21 protein-coding genes and 2 pseudogenes are annotated in these 22889 nt (G+C 37.6%); 14 read left to right on the plus strand and 9 right to left on the minus strand.

Translation table 11 applies throughout. From position 1 onward, the window contains the following. The first annotated feature begins 221 nt into the window (after positions 1-221). Together H7R46_RS07170 and H7R46_RS07175 are read left to right on the plus strand one after the other, a co-directional pair. Complete coding sequence (locus tag H7R46_RS07170; protein ID WP_182924259.1) at positions 222-551, plus strand: YcgJ family protein; 330 nt, start codon at positions 222-224, stop codon at positions 549-551. Between the two features lie 289 nt (positions 552-840). After that, entirely contained in the window at positions 841-1071 is a 231-nt protein-coding gene (locus H7R46_RS07175; protein ID WP_005068773.1) for a hypothetical protein, read from the plus strand. A gap of 181 nt (positions 1072-1252) precedes the next feature. Here H7R46_RS07175 and H7R46_RS07180 read toward each other — a convergent pair whose 3' ends face one another. After that, positions 1253-1720 (minus strand): winged helix-turn-helix transcriptional regulator, encoded by a 468-nt coding sequence (locus H7R46_RS07180; RefSeq protein ID WP_005068776.1) that lies wholly within the window; start codon positions 1718-1720, stop codon positions 1253-1255. 62 nt (positions 1721-1782) lie between these two features. Here H7R46_RS07180 and H7R46_RS07185 point away from each other — a divergent pair, with 62 nt between their 5' ends. From H7R46_RS07185 to H7R46_RS07205, 5 genes are all read left to right on the plus strand, one after another. Next, the gene (locus H7R46_RS07185; RefSeq protein WP_005068777.1) at positions 1783-2010 is read left to right on the plus strand and encodes a tautomerase family protein; all 228 of its coding nucleotides are present in this window, start codon (positions 1783-1785) and stop codon (positions 2008-2010) included. Between the two features lie 257 nt (positions 2011-2267). Next, positions 2268-2771: a low molecular weight protein-tyrosine-phosphatase gene (locus H7R46_RS07190; RefSeq protein ID WP_005068780.1), complete on the plus strand. Its 504-nt coding sequence runs from the start codon at positions 2268-2270 to the stop codon at positions 2769-2771. 19 nt (positions 2772-2790) lie between these two features. Further along, on the plus strand, positions 2791-3825 hold the full coding sequence (gene murB, locus H7R46_RS07195; RefSeq protein ID WP_005068782.1) for a UDP-N-acetylmuramate dehydrogenase: 1035 nt from the start codon (positions 2791-2793) through the stop codon (positions 3823-3825). Positions 3826-3829: 4 nt separating this feature from the next. Further along, on the plus strand, positions 3830-4954 hold the full coding sequence (locus H7R46_RS07200; RefSeq protein ID WP_002115205.1) for a YdcF family protein: 1125 nt from the start codon (positions 3830-3832) through the stop codon (positions 4952-4954). Next, on the plus strand, positions 4954-5982 hold the full coding sequence (locus tag H7R46_RS07205) for an alpha/beta hydrolase (RefSeq protein ID WP_002115207.1): 1029 nt from the start codon (positions 4954-4956) through the stop codon (positions 5980-5982). Before H7R46_RS07200 ends, H7R46_RS07205 begins: the two co-directional genes overlap by 1 nt. Before the next feature lie 56 nt (positions 5983-6038). Here H7R46_RS07205 and H7R46_RS07210 read toward each other — a convergent pair whose 3' ends face one another. From H7R46_RS07210 to H7R46_RS07220, 3 genes are all read right to left on the minus strand, one after another. Next, positions 6039-6533 carry a hypothetical protein gene (locus H7R46_RS07210; protein ID WP_005068785.1) on the minus strand — a complete coding sequence of 165 codons (495 nt, stop codon included), beginning with the start codon at positions 6531-6533 and terminating at the stop codon, positions 6039-6041. Between the two features lie 62 nt (positions 6534-6595). After that, positions 6596-7651 (minus strand): linear amide C-N hydrolase, encoded by a 1056-nt coding sequence (locus tag H7R46_RS07215; protein ID WP_005068787.1) that lies wholly within the window; start codon positions 7649-7651, stop codon positions 6596-6598. A 209-nt stretch (positions 7652-7860) separates the two neighbouring features. Next, the gene (locus H7R46_RS07220) at positions 7861-9534 is read right to left on the minus strand and encodes an FMN-binding glutamate synthase family protein (RefSeq protein WP_005068788.1); all 1674 of its coding nucleotides are present in this window, start codon (positions 9532-9534) and stop codon (positions 7861-7863) included. A 387-nt stretch (positions 9535-9921) separates the two neighbouring features. On the opposite strand from H7R46_RS07220, the gene H7R46_RS07225 reads away from it, so the two are divergent. The 7 genes and pseudogenes from H7R46_RS07225 (at position 9922) to H7R46_RS07255 (ending at position 16436) form a co-directional block, all read left to right on the plus strand. Next, positions 9922-10854, plus strand: coding sequence for an IS5 family transposase (locus H7R46_RS07225; RefSeq protein WP_000743262.1), 933 nt, complete (start codon positions 9922-9924; stop codon positions 10852-10854). 54 nt (positions 10855-10908) lie between these two features. Further along, positions 10909-11457, plus strand: a pseudogene (locus H7R46_RS07230) (fimbria/pilus outer membrane usher protein); the annotation flags it as partial. Between the two features lie 74 nt (positions 11458-11531). After that, a protein-coding gene (locus H7R46_RS07235) for an IS3 family transposase (RefSeq protein ID WP_085944219.1) occupies positions 11532-12676 on the plus strand; the annotation gives its coding sequence in 2 pieces (ribosomal slippage) (positions 11532-11796 and positions 11796-12676; 1146 coding nt in all). Positions 12677-12728: 52 nt separating this feature from the next. Further along, positions 12729-13043 (plus strand): annotated as a pseudogene (locus H7R46_RS07240) (FimD/PapC C-terminal domain-containing protein); the annotation flags it as partial. Further along, positions 13034-14062, plus strand: a complete 1029-nt coding sequence (locus H7R46_RS07245) for a spore coat U domain-containing protein (RefSeq protein WP_005068802.1) — start codon at positions 13034-13036, stop codon at positions 14060-14062. The pseudogene H7R46_RS07240 and the gene H7R46_RS07245, both read left to right, overlap by 10 nt. A gap of 548 nt (positions 14063-14610) precedes the next feature. After that, positions 14611-15777 (plus strand): MFS transporter, encoded by a 1167-nt coding sequence (locus H7R46_RS07250; RefSeq protein ID WP_182924250.1) that lies wholly within the window; start codon positions 14611-14613, stop codon positions 15775-15777. A 155-nt stretch (positions 15778-15932) separates the two neighbouring features. Further along, the gene (locus H7R46_RS07255; protein WP_005068806.1) at positions 15933-16436 is read left to right on the plus strand and encodes a hypothetical protein; all 504 of its coding nucleotides are present in this window, start codon (positions 15933-15935) and stop codon (positions 16434-16436) included. Positions 16437-16483: 47 nt separating this feature from the next. Here H7R46_RS07255 and accC read toward each other — a convergent pair whose 3' ends face one another. The 5 genes from accC to H7R46_RS07280 form a co-directional block, all read right to left on the minus strand. Continuing rightward, entirely contained in the window at positions 16484-17851 is a 1368-nt protein-coding gene (accC, locus tag H7R46_RS07260) for an acetyl-CoA carboxylase biotin carboxylase subunit (RefSeq protein WP_002115704.1), read from the minus strand. Between the two features lie 17 nt (positions 17852-17868). Next, entirely contained in the window at positions 17869-18288 is a 420-nt protein-coding gene (gene accB, locus H7R46_RS07265) for an acetyl-CoA carboxylase biotin carboxyl carrier protein (protein ID WP_000354611.1), read from the minus strand. Between the two features lie 17 nt (positions 18289-18305). After that, positions 18306-18761, minus strand: coding sequence for a type II 3-dehydroquinate dehydratase (gene aroQ / locus H7R46_RS07270; protein WP_005068810.1), 456 nt, complete (start codon positions 18759-18761; stop codon positions 18306-18308). Between the two features lie 235 nt (positions 18762-18996). Further along, complete coding sequence (locus H7R46_RS07275; protein ID WP_002115586.1) at positions 18997-20322, minus strand: Y-family DNA polymerase; 1326 nt, start codon at positions 20320-20322, stop codon at positions 18997-18999. Positions 20323-20588: 266 nt separating this feature from the next. Then, complete coding sequence (locus H7R46_RS07280; RefSeq protein ID WP_032012610.1) at positions 20589-22838, minus strand: TonB-dependent receptor; 2250 nt, start codon at positions 22836-22838, stop codon at positions 20589-20591. Between the last annotated feature and the right edge of the window lie 51 nt (positions 22839-22889).

Consider the following 22889-nt stretch of genomic DNA (forward strand, 5'->3'; position numbering starts at 1 on the left):
AAGCCTTGTGCCCCCCATAGATAAATACTTTTTTGCAATGTTGGGTCCGACATGTAAGTGAGGATTACCAAAATATTTAAACCCTCGTCGAAAAGTGGGCTTTTTGTTATTTATAGGGTTCTGTAGATTTTCTGACAAGCTTCTAATTTATATAATGCCTTAACAATTTATAATTTTATCGGTTCTAAAAAGTGAAAATTTCTAAAACTTTTCTTAGTATTATGGGATGTACGTGTTTGATGCTTAGCTCGGCAGCAATCGCGAAAACCAGCTCTAGTGTATATTCGCCTACAAAAGGTGTAATTTGTGACAAATATATTTGTGCTGACAAAAAAGGTGTTTCTAAAAAGCTTACAGCTAAATATTTAGGTACTTATAAAGCGAATAAAGCCTTCTCTCAAGGTGATTTTGATACTTCAGCGTTTACGCTCTCAAACGGTGTGTTCTGTGATACTAAAACAAAACTATGCCATGTCGATCGATACTTTGAGAATGGGCATCGCAGTAAAATTGATAGAACTATGACAGATAAGCTTTTTAAAAATAAATGATTTTTCTATTGCAGAAATGAGGTAAATATCTCTGATAGATGAGTCTATCAAAGTAAAATTAAATCGCAAAAGACCCCGCTAACTATCGACTAATGGCGGGGTTTTTTATTATTAAGTATTTCTGTAATATCAATTTAATAGTATAGGGTGAAAAAATACTAAATGATCAGGGGTAATAATTAATAAGGGAGGGTTTAGTTTTCGGTAGGATCTTTTCTGATTGGGAAGGGAAAAAGGATCTTTTTATTATTAAGAAAAAACATAATTTTTAGGTGGAATTTAAATAGTGATGTACACAATTAGATATGTTCATCGGAACAACACTTACTATATTGCTTCGAACAATGAAGGAAATTTTATTATTCTTGAGTCACTTGATTCAGAGTTTCGTATGGGCCATCAAATTTCATATGATGGTGAAAAAGTATTTAACCTGACACTAAATGATGAAACAGATGCAGTCATTAAACTGGAGAGTAACGAAAAAGGAGCCTATGAGTACTTACATTCAGTTAAGTAAATTGGCTTTTTTATTCTTAAGTATTTCTGTAAGATCCTTCCGTTGCTTTAAACAACAATAAACCTGAATGATCAGCGCAAAAGTCATAAGGGGAAAGCCTACTTGAAAGAGTAGGCTTTTTTTATTTCTTTATAAAAGCATACTGAGGACTTTATGATCAGGGTAGCTGAGTTATAAAAATTTATTTTTTGCTATGAATGAGCTTAAGTTCCAAATTCTTAAAATCTATAACTTGATTAGAAGAATCAACAAGTTTTAATTTAAGTTCATCATCAGTACACTTATTAAAAACTTTCACCACATCTTTACCAGCTTCAATAAAATTACCGCCAGATTCAAGCATGGCGAGTAAGACAATATTTAGACTTTTGCCTTTTTTAGTAAGTAAGTATTCTTTACGTTCTCGCTCACCAACTTCTTTATAAATTGACAGTTCAAATATTTCTAATTGGATGAGATGCTTTAGACGATTAGATAAAATTTGCTTTGATATACCTGTATTTTCTAGAAAATCATTAAACTTTGTTACCCCATAGAAGGCTTCTCTTAACAAGAGAATCGTCCATCTGTCATTCAATATTTCTGTAATTTTGAAGATCCCACATACATCTACTGGAAATTTATGATCTGGAATAATTTGATTTGACATCAGCGGGAGCTCCAATTAGTATGAGTCTATAAATTAGACCTAGCTTTGATTCAGGTAGCATTATGCCATTTATAAATATACAAACTATAGAAGGTTTACTAGATAAAGATAGTAAGGCTGAGCTTTTCAAGCGAATAACGGATTTATTTGTAGAAATAGAAGGAAAGGGAAATCCTGCTTTTCGAGAACATGTCTGGATAAGAATTGATGAGCATCCTGCTGAGCATTGGCAATTAGGCAGCTTCAGGCCTACGAAGGAAATGATTGAATTAATCACTGCATCCAAGTGATGTTTGTAAAGCCCTATAAATTAGGGCTTTACTTTTATTTAATTACTACAAGAAGTACAAGATTAGCTAATTTATCGCCTGATTTATCAACTTTTAATCTATTGATAAACATTATTTTCCTTTTCAACCCAAGTGAGTTTTGACAAAATGCAACAAGTCACAATGGTCAATTCGGTTCTCGCAAGCTTATAGTTTGTTAAGATTGTGCATGACCCTATTTATTTTTATGTAATTCAAATGTTTGGAAGTAATTTCTAATGGAAACACAATATAAGGTGTTATGTGTCTGTTTAGGAAATATTTGCCGTTCTCCCACGGCTGAAGTGGTTTTCAGACATTATTGTGACGCGCATCAACTCAATGTTATTGTCGATTCAGCTGGAACGAGTAATTATCATCCAAATAAATCGCCTGATCAGCGTAGTCAGTTACATGCCAAAAAAAGGGGTTATGACTTATCACCTTTACGTGCAAGACAACTTTCAACTCAAGACTTTTTAGAGTTTGATTTGATTTTGGCAATGGATCATCAAAATTTTGAAGATATACATGACGTGTTGCAAAGAGCCGTTTCCCAATTTGGCGCACATCAAATTCGTGCAAAAGTAGCTTTAATGAGTGAGCATGATCCTGAATACCCACAACAAGCGTTGCCTGATCCTTATTATGGCGGTGCTGATGGTTTTGAACGTGTACTCAATCAATGTGAATCCAGTAGTTTGGCGTGGGTTAATATTTTAAAAAAACAATTGAATGTTTAAGAATAGGTTTTTCAATACAATGCAAATTCAGAATCAAGTACAGCTTAAGCCATTCAATACTTTAAGTTTAGATGCAACTGTTTCTCACTATACTAAAGTTGGCAATATTCAAGATATTGAAGTAGCTTTAGAGTTTGCTGAGCAGCATCAGTTAAATGTACTTGTATTATCGGGCGGTAGTAATATGTTATTACCCCAGCAGATCAATGCTTTAGTGATTCATCTTGATATTCAGGGAATTGAAGTTTTATCAAACGATGATGATTTTGTGCGGGTTAAAGTAGGCGCAGGCCAAGTCTGGCATGATTTTGTTTTATACAGCACTGAACAGAACTGGTTTGGTTTACAAAATTTAGCCCTTATTCCAGGTTTAGTTGGTGCTTCACCCGTACAAAACATTGGGGCGTATGGAGTAGAGGTAGGCGAGTTTATTGAGTCAGTACAAGTGTATGACCGTAAATTAAAGCAAACTCAGACAATTTTAGCGGCCGAATGCCATTTCGCCTACCGCCATAGTATTTTTAAAGATGATCCGAACCGTTACATTATCACGCATGTTACTTTTAAATTGCTTAAACAGCCGCACTTAAAACTTAACTACGGCGACTTGAAACAAGCAGTTGGAGACAATCAGACTGCCGAAAATTTACAAAATCAGGTCATCCATATTCGACAAAGTAAACTTCCTGATCCAAAAGAGTATCCTAATGTCGGGAGTTTCTTCAAAAATCCAGTTATTAAACCTCAAGAGTTTGATCGCTTAGTCACACAATTCTCAACAATTCCACATTATCCTCAAGCTAACGGAAACGTTAAAATTGCAGCAGGATGGTTAATTGATCAGGCGGGTTGGAAAGGGAAGCAACTCGATATGGTAGGGATGTTCCATAAACAGGCATTAGTTCTGGTGAATTATGCCAATGCATCTCTAGCTGATGTAAGGAAAACTTATCAGGCTGTACAACGTGATGTTGATCAGCTTTTCCATATTATGTTAGAACCAGAACCTGTGCTTTATAACAGTTTAGGTTTAATTGAAAATCATACGGAATAGTTTTATGCCAAAAGTACACTTAATGGTACGTTTAGTACAAGTAGTCACCGTGCTATTTGTACTATTAGGCTGTTTCGTGGTTTTTTTATATTCGCCATTTTATTCAAAACTTATTGTAGCTGGGCTTAACTATTTTGTACCTGTTGATGTTAATCAAGTCGCTGCTGAGAGCCAGAGACAGGCTGCATTAAGTGAGCATGATAATTTAGAGCCGGGTTCAAATTTATGGATCGCTCGTCAGGCTTATTTAAAACTGACAGAGCAAGCGTTACGTGAAAAAAGAACATCTGATCTGACCTATATTCAAGAGAATTATAAAGCCTTGCAGCAAATTATTCTTTTAGAAGAAAAGGAGCAGGATTCGGAAGAGCAAGCAGCATCTGTAACGGTTCCTTTAGTCGCTAAAAACTCAGAAATTGATGCCGCAGATGAGGCGAGTAGTCCTGTTGACGAAGCACTTTTTATTAATAGTTCTGAAAATAAAGCGCTTACTGAGCAATATACAGAGTTTTTAGCAAGAAAACCTGTGGTGCCAGAGCATCAGAAAGCTGTCAGTGAACCTGAACAAAAAGTCGAGTATGTGCGTAAAAATCCATTACCAGTACAACCTAAAAAGTTATCAGAACCTTATGCAATTGTTGTGTTGGGTGGCGGATTAACCTTAGATAAAAATGGTAAGGATATTGTTGTTAATGGCTATACGCGTTTGCGATTAGAAAAAACTTTAGAAGTTGAAAAACAAAATCATCTGCCTATTGTACTTAGCGGTGTAGAAGCACCTTATATGCAAGCTTGGTTAAAAGAGCGCGGTGTTGATGCAAAGCTATTAGAAAAGCGGAGTATGAATACATGTGAAAATACCCGTTTTAGCTCTTTATTGCTTCAGAAAAAAGGCGGAGCACCGACAGTCATGTTGGTTACAGATGAATATCATATGCCGCGTACACGCCGACTGTTTGCTTTAAATGGTATAGAAACTATTCCTGTTGTAGCTCCAATGCCAACTCCACTGACACGCTGGCAACCAAGTGTGCAAAATTACGATCATAGCCGCCGTGCAAACTATGAATTACTTGCGACAATTCGCGACATGTTGTTTGGCTCAAGTGATTGTCGAGAGGTTCCTTAATGTCAGATATTCCATTTCTCAATCCTGCCGTATTAAAACAATTAGATTTACCGGTTCCTAATCGTGATCTTACGCCGCAGGTTTTGAGTCCACTCAATTTAAACACATTAGAAGAACCTTCTCGTGATTTGCTGGCCTATCGCAAATTGTATGGTTTACATTTACTTGAATGTGACCATTGGCAAGGCTATGTCCAAATGCCTTTATTCCGTTTGCATGTGCAAGTTTTCAAACCCAAAGTAGAAAAAATACAAGGTACAGTTTGTCTATTGCATGGCTATCTTGAGCATAGCGGTATTTACCAGCCAATTATTCGTGAAATTCTTGAGCAGGGCTTTAGTATTATTACTTATGATTTGCCGGGGCATGGATTAAGTGATGGTTCACCAGCCAGCATTAAAAACTTTGATCATTACCAGCAAGTTTTGATGGCTGTTTATCAATATGTGAAACATGCAGATCAGTTACCTAAACCATGGGTCGGTATTGGTCAAAGTACAGGTGGAGCAATTTGGATGCATCACTTATTAGAATATGCTGAAAAACGCCAAGATCCGATTGTAGATCGAGTACTTTTACTTTCTCCGTTAATTCGCCCTGCAAAAACCGCATGGTGGCATAACCCCGTTGGATTAGGCATTATTCGCCGTATTAAGCGTCAGGTACCAAGGCATTTTAGACGTAATAATCATAATCCTGAATTTTTGCGTTTTATTCGTTTAAAAGATCCTCTGCAACCTCGAATGATGGGCATGGACTGGATTTTGGCAATGTCAAAATGGATGCAAGAAATGGAAGAGCGACCTGCTTGCCGTATCCCAGTCTGGCTTGCACAAGGTGCTCTAGATCAGACGGTTGATTGGCGTTACAACATTGAATTTATTCGTCGTAAATTTAGACTCCAGACATTGTTAATGCTTGAAGAAGGCTCTCATCAATTAATTAATGAACGTGCAGATATACGTGCGGCATTAACAGGATTGATTCCAGCCTTTTTGCATGCAAAGCCAAAACATTTTTATTATTAGAAAAGTCATGCATCTATCCAAAATTCTAGATAGATGCATTATTTAATCTTTGTAGTTTATTTTGAATTCTGATAAAGCTGCATAAAGTTTTTATAAACCGAAGACTGCTTTTGTGGACTATACATATTGCGCTCGATTGTTCCTTTATCTGTTTTGATTAAAACATTCACATTTTGAGCATTTTTAAATTCTTGTAGAAATTGACTTGGAATAACAAAGTAAGTGGTTGAATGTTTAGGTACTAATCGGCTCACATTTGTCTTTTCAGTGGCTTGAGCTGGTTCGTAATTGAATCGTTTACCATCAATATCAAAGGTCAACGCGTTAATATCATAAAAGTTATAACTACTACTTAAATGAACATCTACACGAAGCTGATTTTTTTGATTTTCGTTCCATTTAACCAATAGGCTTGGGCATAGTTCAGTTGGTGAGCAGTTTAGCTGACCAGCTGTCTTTACCTCTTTAGGAGCTGTTGTACTAACCTGTGTGGTGCTACAAGCCGCAGTAAGTAGACATGAACTCAATAAGAGTAGAGATTTCTTCATCATATAAATTCCAAGATCGTATGTTTAATATTATTTATGTTAAGAGTAATAAATTTTGACATAATTTAACGCGTAGTTGGACCTAAAAATACAAATGGTTTTGCAATTTTAAAGGAAGAGGTGGCATCACCTGCATAGATATGGCTTTGATCGGGTCCTAAATCAAGTCTACGTGTTTTACCATCTTTAAAGTTAATCTTTTTCAAGTCGACCCAAAATACATTTGGTGAGAGAGCGGATTCAAAAAAGTAGAGCATCTGTTTGTGGTCGGCAACAGTTCGCCAGCGAGTCGAAGAGATATTAGGTTCTTCTTGAGTATTTAATCCATAGGGAACAGATGCATTGCGAATCACACTAAATACAGATGCTTGTGCTTGTTTTGTATTATCATTTTTAGGAATAGCATTAATGTAAAATGATGCACGTGCAAAGCGATCAGATGCTCTGTTAGTACCGGGAAGCATAGTCGTTCCGCCAATTTGCTTCCAATATTCAACAAGTGCAAGTTGTTTATCGAAAGTAGGTGAATTGGTCATGACTTGATAGCTTCGACTATGGTGAATCACTTGTTTTCCACCAATATATTCAATAATTGCGCTATCACCTGTTTTATCAGAAATAGATAAATGTAAGGTGGTGAGCCGTGTTTCACCGGGAACATTGTCTGTAATAATAGTATAGGGTTCTTTTTCTAAGGCCTTAACGGCTTCATCTACAGTTGCAAAATTATCGAGTACATATTGAGCCCATGCTGCAATACTTAATAAAGGCTTATCTGTCTTTTTTGCATCTGGGTATTCAGACTCTACTAACCATAAAATATTAGCAACTAAACCTGCTTCATTCATCCCATCTGTTGTTGAAACTTCATAACCTGTTGCAATTACACTTCCATACTTCGACGTCCATTTTATTGAGTTGGGACCAGCACTACCGTCACGGCTAACTCCGCTTGGCATAATCCATAAGTTGGTCCCTGTATCAACTTTCCAGTCCATTGAGCGAGCAGTAATAATATGTTGGTTATTACCTAAATATACGGCACGTGTACAAGCAACAGCATAGCTACTTAAGCCTACAGCGATTGCAACAAAAGAAGAGATGAATGTTTTTTTCAACATGATGAGGTACCTTCTTGTTATAAGCATAAAAATTTTTATTAAATAAAATTAAAATGTGTACGTTATTTATACTTTTATATTAGGTGAAAAATCTATTAAATACAAATTAAAAGGGGAGTGAAATTTAAGCAAAAATCACATATTAGGTTTAAATATGGAAGGGCATCACACTATAAAGGTGATGCTCAACTTATAAAAATTAATATAAATTAAAAATGATTGGCATCAGCCATATTCCACATTCGATAGTAGAAATTATCATCGTCATTATTAAGTTCAGATTGTAAAAGTTCACCTTCTTTCAAGAAAAAATGCAACTGAGCATAGTTCTTAATTTCACGGTCATTTACTCGCTGAGCCAAATGATGAGCTTTAATATCAGAAGGATGGCGTAAACCCGCAGCAGCGATCATTTCTGATAATGCATGCAACGTATTTTTATGAAAATTAAATACTCGTTCTGCTTTGGTTGGTACATCAATTGCTTTTTGACGATCTTTGTCTTGAGTCGCTACACCTACAGGGCATTGGTTGGTGTGGCAGCTTTGTGCCTGAATACACCCAACGGCAAACATGAAACCACGTGCTGAGTTAACCCAGTCAGCACCGAGTGCAAAAGTACTAGCAATATCAAAAGCACTAATGATTTTACCACTAGCACCAATTTTAACTTGATCTCTTAGCCCTGCACCCATAAGAGTGTTATGGACAAAGCGTAAGCCCTCTCGTAATGGCGTGCCAATATTATCGCTAAACTCAATTGGCGCTGCGCCTGTACCACCTTCAGAACCATCTACAACAATAAAGTCAGGAACAATTTTTGTTTCAAGCATTGCTTTAACAATACTCATAAACTGCCAAGGTTGGCCAATACACAGCTTAAAACCAACTGGCTTGCCGCCAGATAATGTTCGCAGCTTCTGTAAGAAATGCATCATTTCAATTGGGGTAGAAAAACTAGAATGCTTAGCAGGAGAAATACAATCATGATCGCGTGAAACGCCACGGATTTGGGCAATTTCTTCGGTAATTTTATGCTTAGGTAAGATACCGCCATGGCCCGGTTTTGCACCTTGTGAAAGCTTTAATTCGATCATTTTGATCTGTGGCAATTGAGATTGTTTAGCAAATTTTTGCTCGTCAAATTTTCCATCTAGGGTACGGCAACCAAAATAACCACTGGCAATTTGCCAAACAATATCTCCACCATTTTCGAGATGATAAGGGCTTAAGCTACCTTCACCAGTATCGTGATAAAACCCACCTAATTGCGCTCCTTTATTGAGTGCTCGAATTGCATTAGCACTTAAACTACCAAAGCTCATGGCAGAGATATTCATAATGGATGCACTATAGGGTTGAAGGCATTGTGCATTACCTACCTGAATGCGGAAGCTCTTTGGATCAGCTGGTGGGCAAGGGCTTATTGAGTGGACAATAAAGCGGTAATTCTCTTGATAGACATCAATAATTGAACCAAAAGGTTTATCTGCATTTTCGTTTTTAGCACGTTGATAAACTAAGCTTCGTTGCATGCGAGAAAAAGGTAGAGCATCTTGATCTGCTTCTATAAAGTATTGACGAATTTCGGGGCGTATATCTTCAAACAAAAAACGAAAATGTCCCATAATTGGGTAATTTCTTAAAATAGAATGTTTATTCTGTAAAATATCATAGAGGCCTAATAGGCTTAAAGCGCCTGTAACTACCCATAAACCATTAAGGAGAGTATCAGAAATAAAATAATAGATACTATGAGGGGTATAGACGGTTCGAAACCATGTGATGCTGAGCGCAGTAAAAATACATAAAAACCAGAGAGAATGACGTGAAAAGAATGTATTGAGAAATTTATGTCGAATGATTTGTGCTGGACTCGCCATATTGGAACAAATTCCTAATGTTTTACTGGTACATACCTTGCCAAGAAGCAAGTCAAACTACAAGTATGGAATTGTTAGTTTTGGAGAATAAGAGAATACATTCATAAATTGGACTTAATTTGGAGTTTATTTTTTTGAACTGAGATAAATTAAAATATTTATCGGATGGGGGATTTTTTATTAAGTAATTTTAATTTTTATAGGTAAAATTTAATTTTAGATTTATTTAATAATAAAAAATTATTTTAATTTAAATTGGTTTTTTTACTATTTAATAATTTTTGATAATATAAACGAATTGAAATGATATTTTAATAGATATAAATACAACTAGGCTTTGTTGCACAAACCTATCTGTAAAGGCTTTTTCAGCGATATAATTTTCAAATGAAGAAGCCTACACACAAAATCTACCGCACAACCAATTGGCCCGCATATAACCGAGCACTCATTAATCGCGGAAATATTGCCCTTTGGTTTGATCCTGCTACGCAATGGTATGCTCCATCAAAAGGCAAACAAGGGCGAAATCAAACCTACTCCGACGCAGCCATCCAATGCTGCTTAATGATTAAATCCTTATTCCGTCTATCTTTACGTATGGTCACTGGCTTTGTGCAAAGTCTGATTAAACTTTGCGGATTAAATTGGACCGCACCAGATTACAGTACGCTTTGTAGAAGACAAAAGCATATTGATATTGCAATCAGCTACCAAAAAAGTAGCGATGGGCTGCATCTACTCGTAGACTCTACAGGGATGAAGTTTCTAGGTGAGGGCGAATGGAAACGCAAGAAACATGGAGCTGAATATCGTCGCCAATGGCGTAAACTACATATTGGTATAGATGCCAAAACCCTACAAATACGCGCTATTCAGCTCACAACCAATAATGTCTGTGATTCACAGGTGCTTGGTGATTTACTTAATCAGATTCCACAAGATGAGCAGATTGACTCTGTTTATACCGATGGAGCTTATGACACCAAGCAATGCCGTCAGGTCATTGCAGATCGGCAAGCACATGCGGTGATTCCACCTAGAAAAAATGCGAAACCATGGAAAGATACAAAGAGTAGCTCGCTAGAGCGAAATGAATTACTTCGAACAATTAAACGTTTAGGTAGGACACTATGGAAAAAATGGTCAGGCTATCATCGCCGAAGTTTGGTTGAGACTAAAATGCACTGCATCAAATTATTAAGAGATAAACTCAGTGCAAGGAGCTTTGATAGCCAAGTCAATGAGGTTCATGCACGTGTAGCAGTCCTCAACAGATTTACGGAATTAGGTCGACCACTTACCCAAGTTACGCCTTAAATTTGGCTCAATTAGGGGCGCTTTGCCTTTCAAATCTTTGTGCAACAAAGCCCATCAGCGTATAAAGATTATGAAAACCATAAGGACTATGGGATTTACTTTGCACTGCGATATACCCCATCTAGTAAAGTTAATGCGATCACGAGTGTATCTAGTGACAGCGGTAGCCTACGGTATCGCCAAGAAATATTCGGTTTGTCAGAACCACAAATTGGTTCATTTGGCTGGGGTGGCTATGTTGAAAGAGATCAGGATGCCAATGAAAACAATGCATCGGTCTATGCCTCTTACCGTGCCCGAGCAGCTTACCTGACAGGGCGATATAACCGATTTGGGGATAATGATCAGGTTGCAGTTTCGGCGACAGGATCACTGGTTGCGGCAGCGGGACGTATCTTTGCGGCCAATGAAGTTGGAGAGGGCTACGCAGTTGTGACCAATGCTGGGCCACAAAGCCAAATTTTAAATGGTGGGGTTAATTTAGGTGCGACCGATAAGTCTGGCCGATTCTTAATTGCAAATTTAAGGCCCTACATGTCTCATCATATCTATCTAGACCCATCATATTTACCTTTAGAGTGGGAAGTTAACTCTACGAATCAGAGGTGGATCAGGAAATTTGAACAACACTTATAAGTGATATTTTGCTCCCCAAATGATGTTATAAACATCAATATATGGAGTATTTTATGGCACGTAGACCAAGAAGAAATCATTCAAATGATTTTAAAGCTAAGGTAGCACTTGCTGCGATTAAAGCAGAAAAAACACTTGCTGAATTGAGTGCTGAATTTGATGTTCATCAAAACCAAATTATCGACTGGAAAAATCAACTGATTTCAGCTTCCTCGCAAGCTTTCGATCAATCAAAAGCTCCAACAGAACCACCCATCGATCTAAAAAAACTACATGCAAAAATCGGTGAGCAGGCATTAGAAATTGATTTTTTAGAAGGTGTGTTGAAGAAACTGGGCCGCTTCAACCACAAAAGTTAATCGATGACTCACTTCAGATTTCAGTATCTAAGCAAGCTCAGCTGCTGAAAGTCTCCCGTGGTTGTTATTACTATCGCCCAAAACCTGTGAGTGCATCAGATCTGAAGCTGATGCGGTGTATGGATGAGTTACATATGCAATACCCTTTTGCAGGTAGCCGTATGATGCGTGATTTGTTGAATCGTCAAGGACATCATATAGGACGACGTCATACACGTACTTTAATGAAGAAAATGGGCATTAATGCGTTATATTGCAAACCAAATTTAAGCCAGGCTAATCAAGCTCACCGCAAATATCCATATCTGCTCAAAGGATTGGCTATTCAGCGCAGTAATCAAGTGTGGTCTACGGATATAACGTATATCCCTATGGCAAAAGGCTTTGTTTATTTATGTGCTGTGATTGATTGGCATAGCCGCAAGGTACTTGCGCATAGAGTATCGATTAGTATGGAGGTTACATTTTGCATAGAAACATTAAATGAAGCTATTGAAAAATATGGTCGACCTGAAATATTTAATACAGACCAAGGCAGTCAGTTTACCAGTGATGCATTTATTGATGTATTGAAATCAAATGACATCCAAATCAGCATGGATGGTAAAGGTCGATGGGTTGATAATGTGATGGTTGAACGATTATGGCGGAGCGTTAAATATGAAGAGGTGTATCTCAAAGCCTACAGCAATGTTTTGGATGCGAAGAAGCAATTAAACGCATATTTTGAATTTTATAATTTGAAACGACCTCATTCGAGTCTGGACAAAATGACTCCAGATGAGTTTTACTATGACCAGCTACCACAACAAAATAAGGTAGCTTAACTAGAGCAGAGTATCACTTATAAATAAGCTTTTAGTTGTTCAAACATGTGGGACCACCTCTAATCAGACAGTGTTTGTAGGTTACCGTCAAGGAACTTTGGTTGACTTTGGTGCTCATCAGGTTATTTCAGGATTAGTAAAACTGGTTGATCAAAACAACTCACCATTAATGCCAGGTTATACCGTTCGAATTAATGGTCAGCAAAATGGGATGGTTGGGTACGACGGTGAAGTATTTATTCCAAATCTATTAAAACAAAACACACTTGAAGTCGATCTTCTAGATCATGGTTCATGCCAAGTTGATTTTGCGTATGAAAATAAGCAATACAGTGCTAAAAAATTGGGGCCTTATGTATGTCGATAAATACTGCTAGCTTTAACCAGCCGACAACTTTTAAAGCTCTTTCATTTATTCTGAAATATTTTTTGGGAATGAGCTTGCTATGCCTGATCTTTACATTTTTTAACTCTGCCCATGCAAGTTGTACAGTTACAGGGACAACTTCTGGTACATACACATACACTGCCGCAACAATTAACAATGATGCAGTTCTGACATACACGGGAACAATACGTTGTTATGGGGGACGTACAACACCAGAAATTTCAGGTTATATGTGTATGAAAACCGTCTTTACTGGAACAACGAGTAGTAATAATAATGTTTCATTACCTTACACCGTCACAGCAACTGTAGGTGGGGCTGGCTCTTCTACCACTAATCAAAATTCGAATATCTGGTATGGTCCAGTAAGAACAGTCGCTTCAAATAATGTTATTAGTTACTCTGTAAATATAAAAGTACCAGCCCGTACAGGGTCGCTCATGGCATATCCTAAAGGAACCTATACCGGTACGGTTCAGCTATTTTGGGACATGCAAGCAAGCTCTAGCACTGTGTGTGAGGGGGATAGTGGTGGAGGTTGGGACTCGGGTAATACCACTATAACTGCTAATTATGTTGTGCCAAGTTTGTGTCAAATAGATTCAACATCAAATGTCGATTTTGGAAACATTAATGATATTGGTAAGACTACTCGTGATTATACAGCTCAAGGAGTGGTAAATACGACCTGTAATAATGGACTGCCATATAGTATTTATTTGGGGGATGGAAATAACCGTATTGCTGGTGGCTTTAGGCAGATGACAAATGGTAGTGGTCAATACATCCCGTATCAGTTATATCAGAACTCGAATTATAGTGCGGTATGGGATACTACTGGTGGTGTAAGCGCAGTTGGAGGTTCTGGAGGTGTTTCTAAAATAGGTTCGGGCAATTCTCAGGGCACAAATGTCTATGGAAAAATTCCGCAAGGTACCACTATTTCAACAGCTCCGGGTAATTACTCAGATGCGATAGTTGTTACAGTAACTTATTAAGAATTTATGGGAATTTTATGTTGAGTATATTTTTAGGATTTGAGTTGAACACTTAGCATTTAAAAAGTGGTCTATAAATTTGGTGTTTAATTGTTCTAATTTAAAAGAAGCAGCTAGGTTTTTAAAAAGTAGGGGTGATAAGTGGTTAGCGGTAATGTTGTTTCAAGATGAGTAAAAACAGAAAAAGACAAATTAAAAAAATAAGAAAAAACATCTGATAAATATATACCTTATGAATATTAAATGTATTTTTACACAAGTTAACAGATTGTACAAATTAAATTACAGTTCTCTTTTCTTTATTTATTCTTTCTTATCAATAAAAAATACTTATAGAGATAAGTCGATTCTCAATAATTTAATGATTTGTATTGGAAAACAAAGTGTTAAAATTGAAAGGCTGAGATGCTCTGATATGTTTAATTGTATTTTATTCGGTGAATCTACGAATCGAAATTTGTGGATGCTTAGTAGTACTAAAGACAAATGGCTACATGCGTGACAGCTATCCCGAATTTTAACCTCATGAAAATACAAAGGTTTATAAATTGTTTCAACCACTTACTATCCAAACTCGACTTGGTGGATTCTACTTTTTCTACTATTCCATCGTAGGCACATTCATGCCTTATTGGAATTTATATCTTCAAGATCAGGGATTTAATTATCAAGAAATTGGTGTTTTATCATCAATTGCGATTGTAACTCGTTTTTTTGCGCCTTTAGTTTGGGGTTGGATTGCTGATAAATCTGGTAAGCGGATGTTGCTTGTTCGGATAGCAACTTGGATGGAGTCATGTATATGGTTGGCTATTTTTATAGTGCCAAATACTTTTCAATCAGTTGCTTTGCTTATGCTTATTTTTAGTTTCTTTCAAAATGCGATTTTAGCTCAATTTGAGGGAGTGACTTTATTTTGGTTGGGTGATCAAAAAGCTAAACTCTACGGCAAAATTCGTAAGTGGGGATCGGTTGGGTTTATTGTTGGGGTATTCACTATTGGGGCTATTTTAGAAATAGTACATATTTCAATGCTCCCAATTTTACTATTAATTATCGCGTCTCTAGCGTTTATTTGGTCTTTCACAATCCGCGAACCTGATAGCGCGCCTACTTCCCAAAAATATTTAGAACCTTTACTTCCTGTTCTTAAGCGCCCAACAGTGGCTGCATTTTTTGCAATTGAATTTATTCTACTTTTTTCACATGCGCCTTTTTATAGTTTCTATAGTAATTTTTTGAAATCTTTGAATTTCAGTACAACTGAAATTGGATTTTTATGGGCCATGGGCGTTTTTGCTGAAATTTTTATGTTTTCAATTGCCTCAAAGATTTTTCAACGTTTTTCGTGGCGTAGTTTAGTCATTGTCTGTTTGCTTGTGACGAGCATACGTTGGATGCTTGTTGCACTATTTTCACATTACTTTATTGGTCAGCTTTTTGCACAGTGTTTGCATGCTTTTAGTTTTGGTTTATTTCACTTAATTGCAATGAGAGTTATTTTTCAAAACTTTTCTGCTGGACAGCAAGGGCGTGGACAAGCTCTTTACAGTACCATGTGGGGGCTGGGTGTAGCTTTGGGTAGTGTGCTGGCTGGGCATTTCTGGAAAATTCTTTCTGGTGAACTCATTTTTATGTGTGCCAGCGTGGTTGTACTCTTAGGTTTGTGCTTTGTAATGTGGCTTCCGAAACAAGTCGATTCTTCAGCTGCCTAAGCTTGAGATAATATAAAACAAAGAATTTATATTGAAAAAAGCAAGTAAATATAAAATTGTTTGATGACTTGTTGTAGCACGTTACAGTTGAAAAATATTGTTTTTATATGGTTATGGAGCAGTGTTTTTGTCAAAAAATATGCTAACTTAACTTCATGCGTTTAATGATTAATAAATCTATGAAAAATATTTATATTATTGGATTATTGTGGGCTTGTTCTGGTTTAGCTGTGGCAGAAACGGCTACTCAACAGACAGCTGAACAACCCGTTCGGACCGCAAGTAATCCTAATGCTATACGTATTGTTACGCGCCCTGAAATTATGGGATTGTGGGGAATGGAAATTCCAAATAATAAGAAATGTGTGGAATATTATAACTTTCGTAGTAGTAATGATGTAGTGATCAAAAGCGGTCAGGAATGGTCTTATGGTATTTATGAATATCAACCATCTGATGACCCTAAAGAGCAGCTAGCCGCTTTAGTAATGCAAATTAAATTTGACAATAATAAAGTAGATTGTTCTGGTCAGAAACAAGACCAAACAGGTGATGTCTCACAGTATTTTGTACAATGGAAAAACGACCATACAATCAATTTCTGTTCAACAGCTAAAGGTGAGCAGTGCTTTGCGACTTTACGTCGGGTATTACCATAAAATTATAGATATAAAAAAAGCCTCTTAAAAATAAGAGGCTTTTTTTATTATGCAGTTTCAGCTTTCTTTTCTTCGACTTGCTTTAACAAGTGTTTTTCAAGGTAATGGATATCCATTGCTTGAGAGCAGAAGCTCTTATCTTGCAAAATAAGATCTTTATGTAGAGGAATATTTGTTTTAATTCCCGTAAGGATCATTTCATCTAGCGCTTGACGCATACGAGCAATTGAAGTTTCACGGTCTTTACCATGAGAAATCAGTTTAGCAATCATAGAGTCATAGTAAGGTGGAATGCTGTATTCTGGGTAGATATGAGAATCTAAACGAATACCAGCGCCGCCTGGCGCATAGAAACTTTCAATTTTACCTGGTGAAGGTAAGAAGGTTGTAGGATCTTCTGCATTGATACGGCATTCAATTGCATGTCCTTGAACTTTGATATCTTCTTGTTGAAGCTCTAGTCCTAGGCCACCAGCAATACGTAACTGTTGTTCAATAATATCGACACCGGTAACCATTTCAGTTACAGGGTGCTCAACCTGAACACGAGTATTCATTTCAATAAAGAAGAATTCACCGTCTTCAAATAAGAATTCAAACGTACCAGCACCACGATACTGCATCAACTGACATGCATGAACACAAGCTTCTAAAATATCAGCTCGAGCTTGTTCTGGTAGGTTTGGTGCAGGTGCTTCTTCTAGTACTTTTTGATGGCGACGTTGTAATGAACAGTCGCGGTCATATAAATGAATTGCATGACCATTACCATCACCAAGAACTTGAACTTCGACATGGCGAGGTTTTTGTAAGAAGCGTTCCATGTAAACGGTATCGTCACCGAACCACATTTCTGCATCGCGCTGTGCTGCTTGAACTGATTCAAGTAGTGTATCTACACGTTCAACAATACGCATACCACGACCACCACCACCAGAAGCCGCTTTAACAATAAGCGGGAAGCCGATTTCTTTTGCTTCTGCCAAGGCATTGTGGATGGTTACTGCGTGGTCGCAACCTGGTACAGTAGGTACGCCAGCTTTTTTCATGGCAACAATCGCAGAAACTTTATTCCCCATAAGGCGGATATGTTCTGGACGTGGGCCAATAAAAGTAAAGCCTGAGCTTTCTACAATTTCAGCAAACTCAGCATTTTCTGAAAGGAAACCATAACCCGGGTGAATAGCATCAGCACCGGTAATTTCTGCAGCAGTAATAATTGCCGGGATATTTAAATAGCTATCACTACTTGCGCCCGGACCAATACATACTGCTTCATCAACAAAACGTAAATGCATCAAATCCTTGTCGGCATCTGAATAGATACCAACAGTCTTGATTCCTAATGTTTTACAAGCCCGGGTAATACGTAAAGCGATTTCACCACGGTTTGCAATTAAAACTTTTTGCAACATAGACGTCCCCGGGGTAATTACGCGCGATAACGGAATAAAGGTTGACCGAATTGGATAACTTCACCATTTTTCACTAAAATTTCTTCAATCACGCCGCTTTGAGTTGCTTCAATTGGATTCATGATTTTCATTGCTTCAATAATACCCAAAGTTTCACCAGCAGATACTGTTTGACCTACTTTAACAAATGGTGCTTCGCCTGGGCTTGGAGCAGCGTAGAACACGCCAACCATTGGAGAAGTTTCAACTGCTCCACGCGGTGTTTTTGCAACTGGTGCTTCTGCAACAGGAGCAGCCGGAAGTGCTACACCAGCCGCAGCAACGACAGGATTGCGACGAGTTAAAGCGATTGATTGATCACCTTCTTTAACTTCGATCGCTTGCAAGTCAGACTCAATCATTAAATCGATGAGTTTCTTAATTTTGCGGATATCCATGGGCGACTATTCCTAAACTAGTTTGGGTTAGATGGTTGAATTTTTTCAATAGCGTAATCGAGCGCAAAACGATAGCCTTTTGCACCTAGACCACAAATCACGCCAATTGCTTTATCAGATAAATAAGAATGATGTCTGAATGCTTCTCTTGCATGGACATTAGACAAATGAACTTCAATGAATGGAATCGCAACGCCAAGTAGGGCATCACGTAGAGCAACTGAAGTGTGGGTGAGGGCAGCAGGGTTAATAATAATAAGTTCTACGCCTTCAGTTTGTGCCTGATGAATACGATCAACAATGGCACCTTCCCAGTTGCTTTGAAAAGTATCTAATGTGATTGAAGCTTGTTGAGCTTGGCTAATAAGTTGTTGGTTAATATCATCTAAGGTAAGATGACCATATACTTCTGGTTCGCGTTTTCCCAGCAAATTCAAATTCGGTCCATGAATCACCAAAATGGTCGAACTCATTCAGATTGCTCCAGCTCTAAAGTTGCAAATATTCTTTGCAAGATGTCTGCAAAGTTTGCTTATTATGGCATATGTTTCTACAATTTTTTTATAATTTGTTTTCATCGTCGCAGAAAGGGTATACCAAATTCGGCTTATATATTGTAAATTTTGCGATGATTTAGCAATGTTAAAAAATGACAAAATTTCAAGTAATTTAATGGAGCTTATTTTAAACTGAATTGACAAAAACAGTTCATGTATTTTGTGTAACGGCTATAGAGTTCTCTCCAATCACTAATAGTTCATTCCATCGAGTTAGATAATTTTTTGAACGGTGGCATTGTTTCATGTGCCAAGATGGATTGCGGGAATGATAACCGACTTGTAAATAGTGACTACCGAATCGGTTACGAACTGTGCTGAGGGTTTGCATTAATTGTTGTCTTTGCTGAATCAACTCAAGAGGTTGCCATAAATCATCAATATGATGTTGACGAGGATGCAAACCACAAAATAAAACTCCAATCTTTATGTATTTTTTATTTTCTTTATATAAAACATCTATTTGCTGCATGGCTGCTTTTGTTAATATGCATAAATCATCTGTTGCATAATTTAAGCCTATCGCTTGAGAAGATGCTTTTTTATAAGGTGGTTTATCTATTTTTTCATAAAGCATGACTTGAACGCAGGCACAGAGCTGTTCTTGTTTCATTAAACGGCGATGAGCTCGGTTAAGATGAAAAATAAGTGCTTGCTTAATAATTTCAATACTGGATAAAGCTTGAGCGAAACTACGTGATGCTAAAATTCGTTTGGTGACAATTGCAGGATCGTCGAGTTGAATACAGGATTGGCCTTTTAGCTCACGAATGGTACGTGCCATAACCACAGAAAAAGCTTTTGCTAGATGATGCTCATTGGCAAAAGTTAAGTCTAAGCATGAATAAATCTCATAGCTACCTAATTGTTTGACTAATTGATAGCCAATTCCCCAGACTTCTTTGACTGGAGTGTGTTGCATGAGGTCTTCAAGAAGCAGAGGATCTAAAGTAGTGAAATTACAAATTCTATTAAAGCTTCTAATTTTTTTAGCATAGTGATTGGCTAATTTTGCTTGAGTTTTTGAATATCCGATGCCAATACAACAGGGTAAGCTTAGCCATTCTTCTAAGGTTTCTACGACTTTGACACAATAAGAATGAATATCTAGAGATTGAAGGTAAGGGGTAAGGCGAATAAAACATTCATCTATAGAATAAGCTTCTAAATCATCGGGCGAGAAAAACTCACCAAGAACTGAAAAAAAGCGACGTGACATTTCAGCATACAAAGTGTAGTTGCTTGAATAGACGTGTACACCTGCTTGAAGAGCTTCTTGTTCGATTTGATACCATGGAATACCCATTTTGATACCCATATTTTTTGCTTCTTCACTACGTGATACAACACATCCGTCGTTATTAGAAAGTACTACGACTGGTAGGCCAATAAGTTTGGGATTAAATAGTCGCTCACAACTCACATAACAATTATTAATGTCTACGAGGGCGTAAATTTCGCGGTGTGAGATTTCCATTATGATTTGCCCCATGAAAAATATTGGTAAAACTACATATTGATATTGTTTTCATAAACACAGCGATGAGGGGTGTTGGATGAAAAAGTTGCATCTTGAATATGTAACAAAATCAAGTTAACAAAATTTTTAGCAGAATGCTAGGGTGGTTCTGTGGGTTTACCTCAGGTTAATAATGGAAAAAATAGATAAGGAATTAATATTTTTAATAAAAAAGGAGATCCCATGGATCTCCTTTTTGTGACACATTCAATGTCAGTTTTTGATTACCATTTATGGCTATAAGAAACTTTCAGCGTTGCACCATTTGCTACTAAATGGCTAGTGTTATTACCAGATCTTAATAATTGGCTATAGAGAGGGTAGTACTTGCGGTTAAACATGTTCTCTAAACCAATCGTCACAGTGTCTTTTTTGTTAAGCGCAAAGCTACTGATTAAATCTGCTGTTGTATAAGATTTTACATCATAGCGACCAAAACTATTTACACCGTTTAAGCGGTAGTCTTCTGAACCGAAGTAAGTAGCTTGTAGACGATTCGTCCAAGTTTCAGTTGGACTATAAGAAACGTAAGCTGTGAGTTTTAATGGTGGAATACGGAAGCCTGTCATGTCTTGTTCTGTACCGTTTTGCGGTTTTTCACGGCCTTTCATCCAAGTAACGCTACCACCAGTTCCCCAAACATTGGAATCGTCAAGATAGTCAAAAGTTGCTTCAACACCAGTGACTTTCTCTTTCGTTCTAGTCATATCCAAACTATTACTTACTGGTTGCACAGCACCAAGGTCAGAAGTAGAGTGGAATACAGCTAAACTTGAAGAGAAGTTATTGAAGTTTCCTTTCCAGCCTAACTCATAGTTATCAACTTTTACAGGTTCTAAGAATGACGAACCAAGGTTAAAACCTGTGCTGGCATTGCGAATGACTACACCGACATCAGGCAACTGGAAACCTTGGTTGAATGATGCATAAATCGAGTGTTGATCATTTGGAGAGAAAGTCACATTAGCATTGTATAACCATGCATCAGCTTTTACTTTTCCGCCCTCAACGGTGTAAGGGTTAGGCTTACCTAATTGTGATAATGGAACAAAGCTATCAATTTGGGCATAGCTGTCTTCATAACGCGTACCAGCTTCTGCTGACCATTGGTCATTAAAGCGGTGTTTTAACTGTACAAAGCCACCCAAACTTTGCGTGGTAAGTTCAGGTAAATAAATAAGTTTGCCAATTTTTACAAACTCTAAGCCACCAGATTGATCATAAATATCAGGATCGAAAATATCTAAAGGCATTTCGCTTTTTTCGCGGCTAAAGTCACCACCCCAAACTAGGGATGTATCACCTAAAAACTCAAGCGGTGTGGTCACAGTTAAGCGGCTACCGAGTACGTTATTTTCTTGATAAACCTGATCCACTTGTCCACCACGTGGGCTGACTTTACCTGGAGCAACACGTGCGTCAAATGGTGAAAAACGGGTAAAGAAGTCACGGTAATAAATTTGAGCATCAACTTTATTGCCAAAAAAGTCTTTATGGTTATAGGTTAAATTGTAGATTTGGTTTTCGTTTTTAGTCTGGTCTTTAAGCTTTAAGCCTTTAATGGCTTTGGCTGGTACAGTTCCGGCAGGGGTATTCTTAACACTTGTGTCAGATGCATAATCTGAGTCTTGCTCGGCATTATAGTAGTTTGCAGCAAATTGTAAGTATTGATTGTCATCAATATGATAACCAAGTTTACCACCTACGCTGTAAGCATCGGCATCATATAAATCGCCCTGACTAGGTTCAGGTGCAACACGGTCACCACTTGCATCGTACGGGCTACCAATACGTTGGTAACCAAAGTCGAGTGCATAGTCAAAAGCGTTAAAGCTGCCTGTGAAATATTGATGAATATCGCCACTTAAAGCATTAGAACGGAAATTTGTTAAAGGTGTTTGAAGCCCAACGACTGTTTTTGCTGTAGGTTCGCCACCCGCAGCTTTTGTGGTAATTGAAATAATACCGCCAGAAGCACCGCCACCATAAATTGCGTTGCTGCCTCGAATCACTTCAATGTTGGCAATGCTTTCAGGGTCAATTGCTGAAAGTCCTCTTGATGTGTCTCGTGTCAGGTTCATTGGAACGCCATCCACCAAGATGAGAGCATTACGACCACGTAAAGTTTGACCATAATCGGTAATGGTGCGGCTTGAGTCTGATAGGCCCGGTACGGCTTTTGCTAAAACGGTTGCAATACTGCCAGATGAACCATTTCTTAAAAGTTCAATTTGTTTTTCATCTAGCTTGGTCACTTGCTTGGCAGAAGTAGAAAGTTCATCTGCACGTGAAGCGGTAATTGTAATTGTAGGAAGTGCCTCAGGCTTTTTTTCAACATCTGTTGTCTCAGAGGTTGAGGCTGCAAAGGCCGAGTTTGAGAGAAAGATGGCCCCACCAAGTGAAAGGAGTGGAATGATATTTTTTACTTCAGACTTCCTCGTAAAAAGTTTGTGACTTTTTATCTTATTTCCCATTGTCTCGCCCTGAGAGTGATTTTAAATTTGTCGAATTATAAGTGAGAATGA

The organism is Acinetobacter sp. BEC1-S18-ESBL-01 (genome assembly GCF_014169935.1).
In the GTDB taxonomy this organism is placed as follows: domain Bacteria; phylum Pseudomonadota; class Gammaproteobacteria; order Pseudomonadales; family Moraxellaceae; genus Acinetobacter; species Acinetobacter pittii.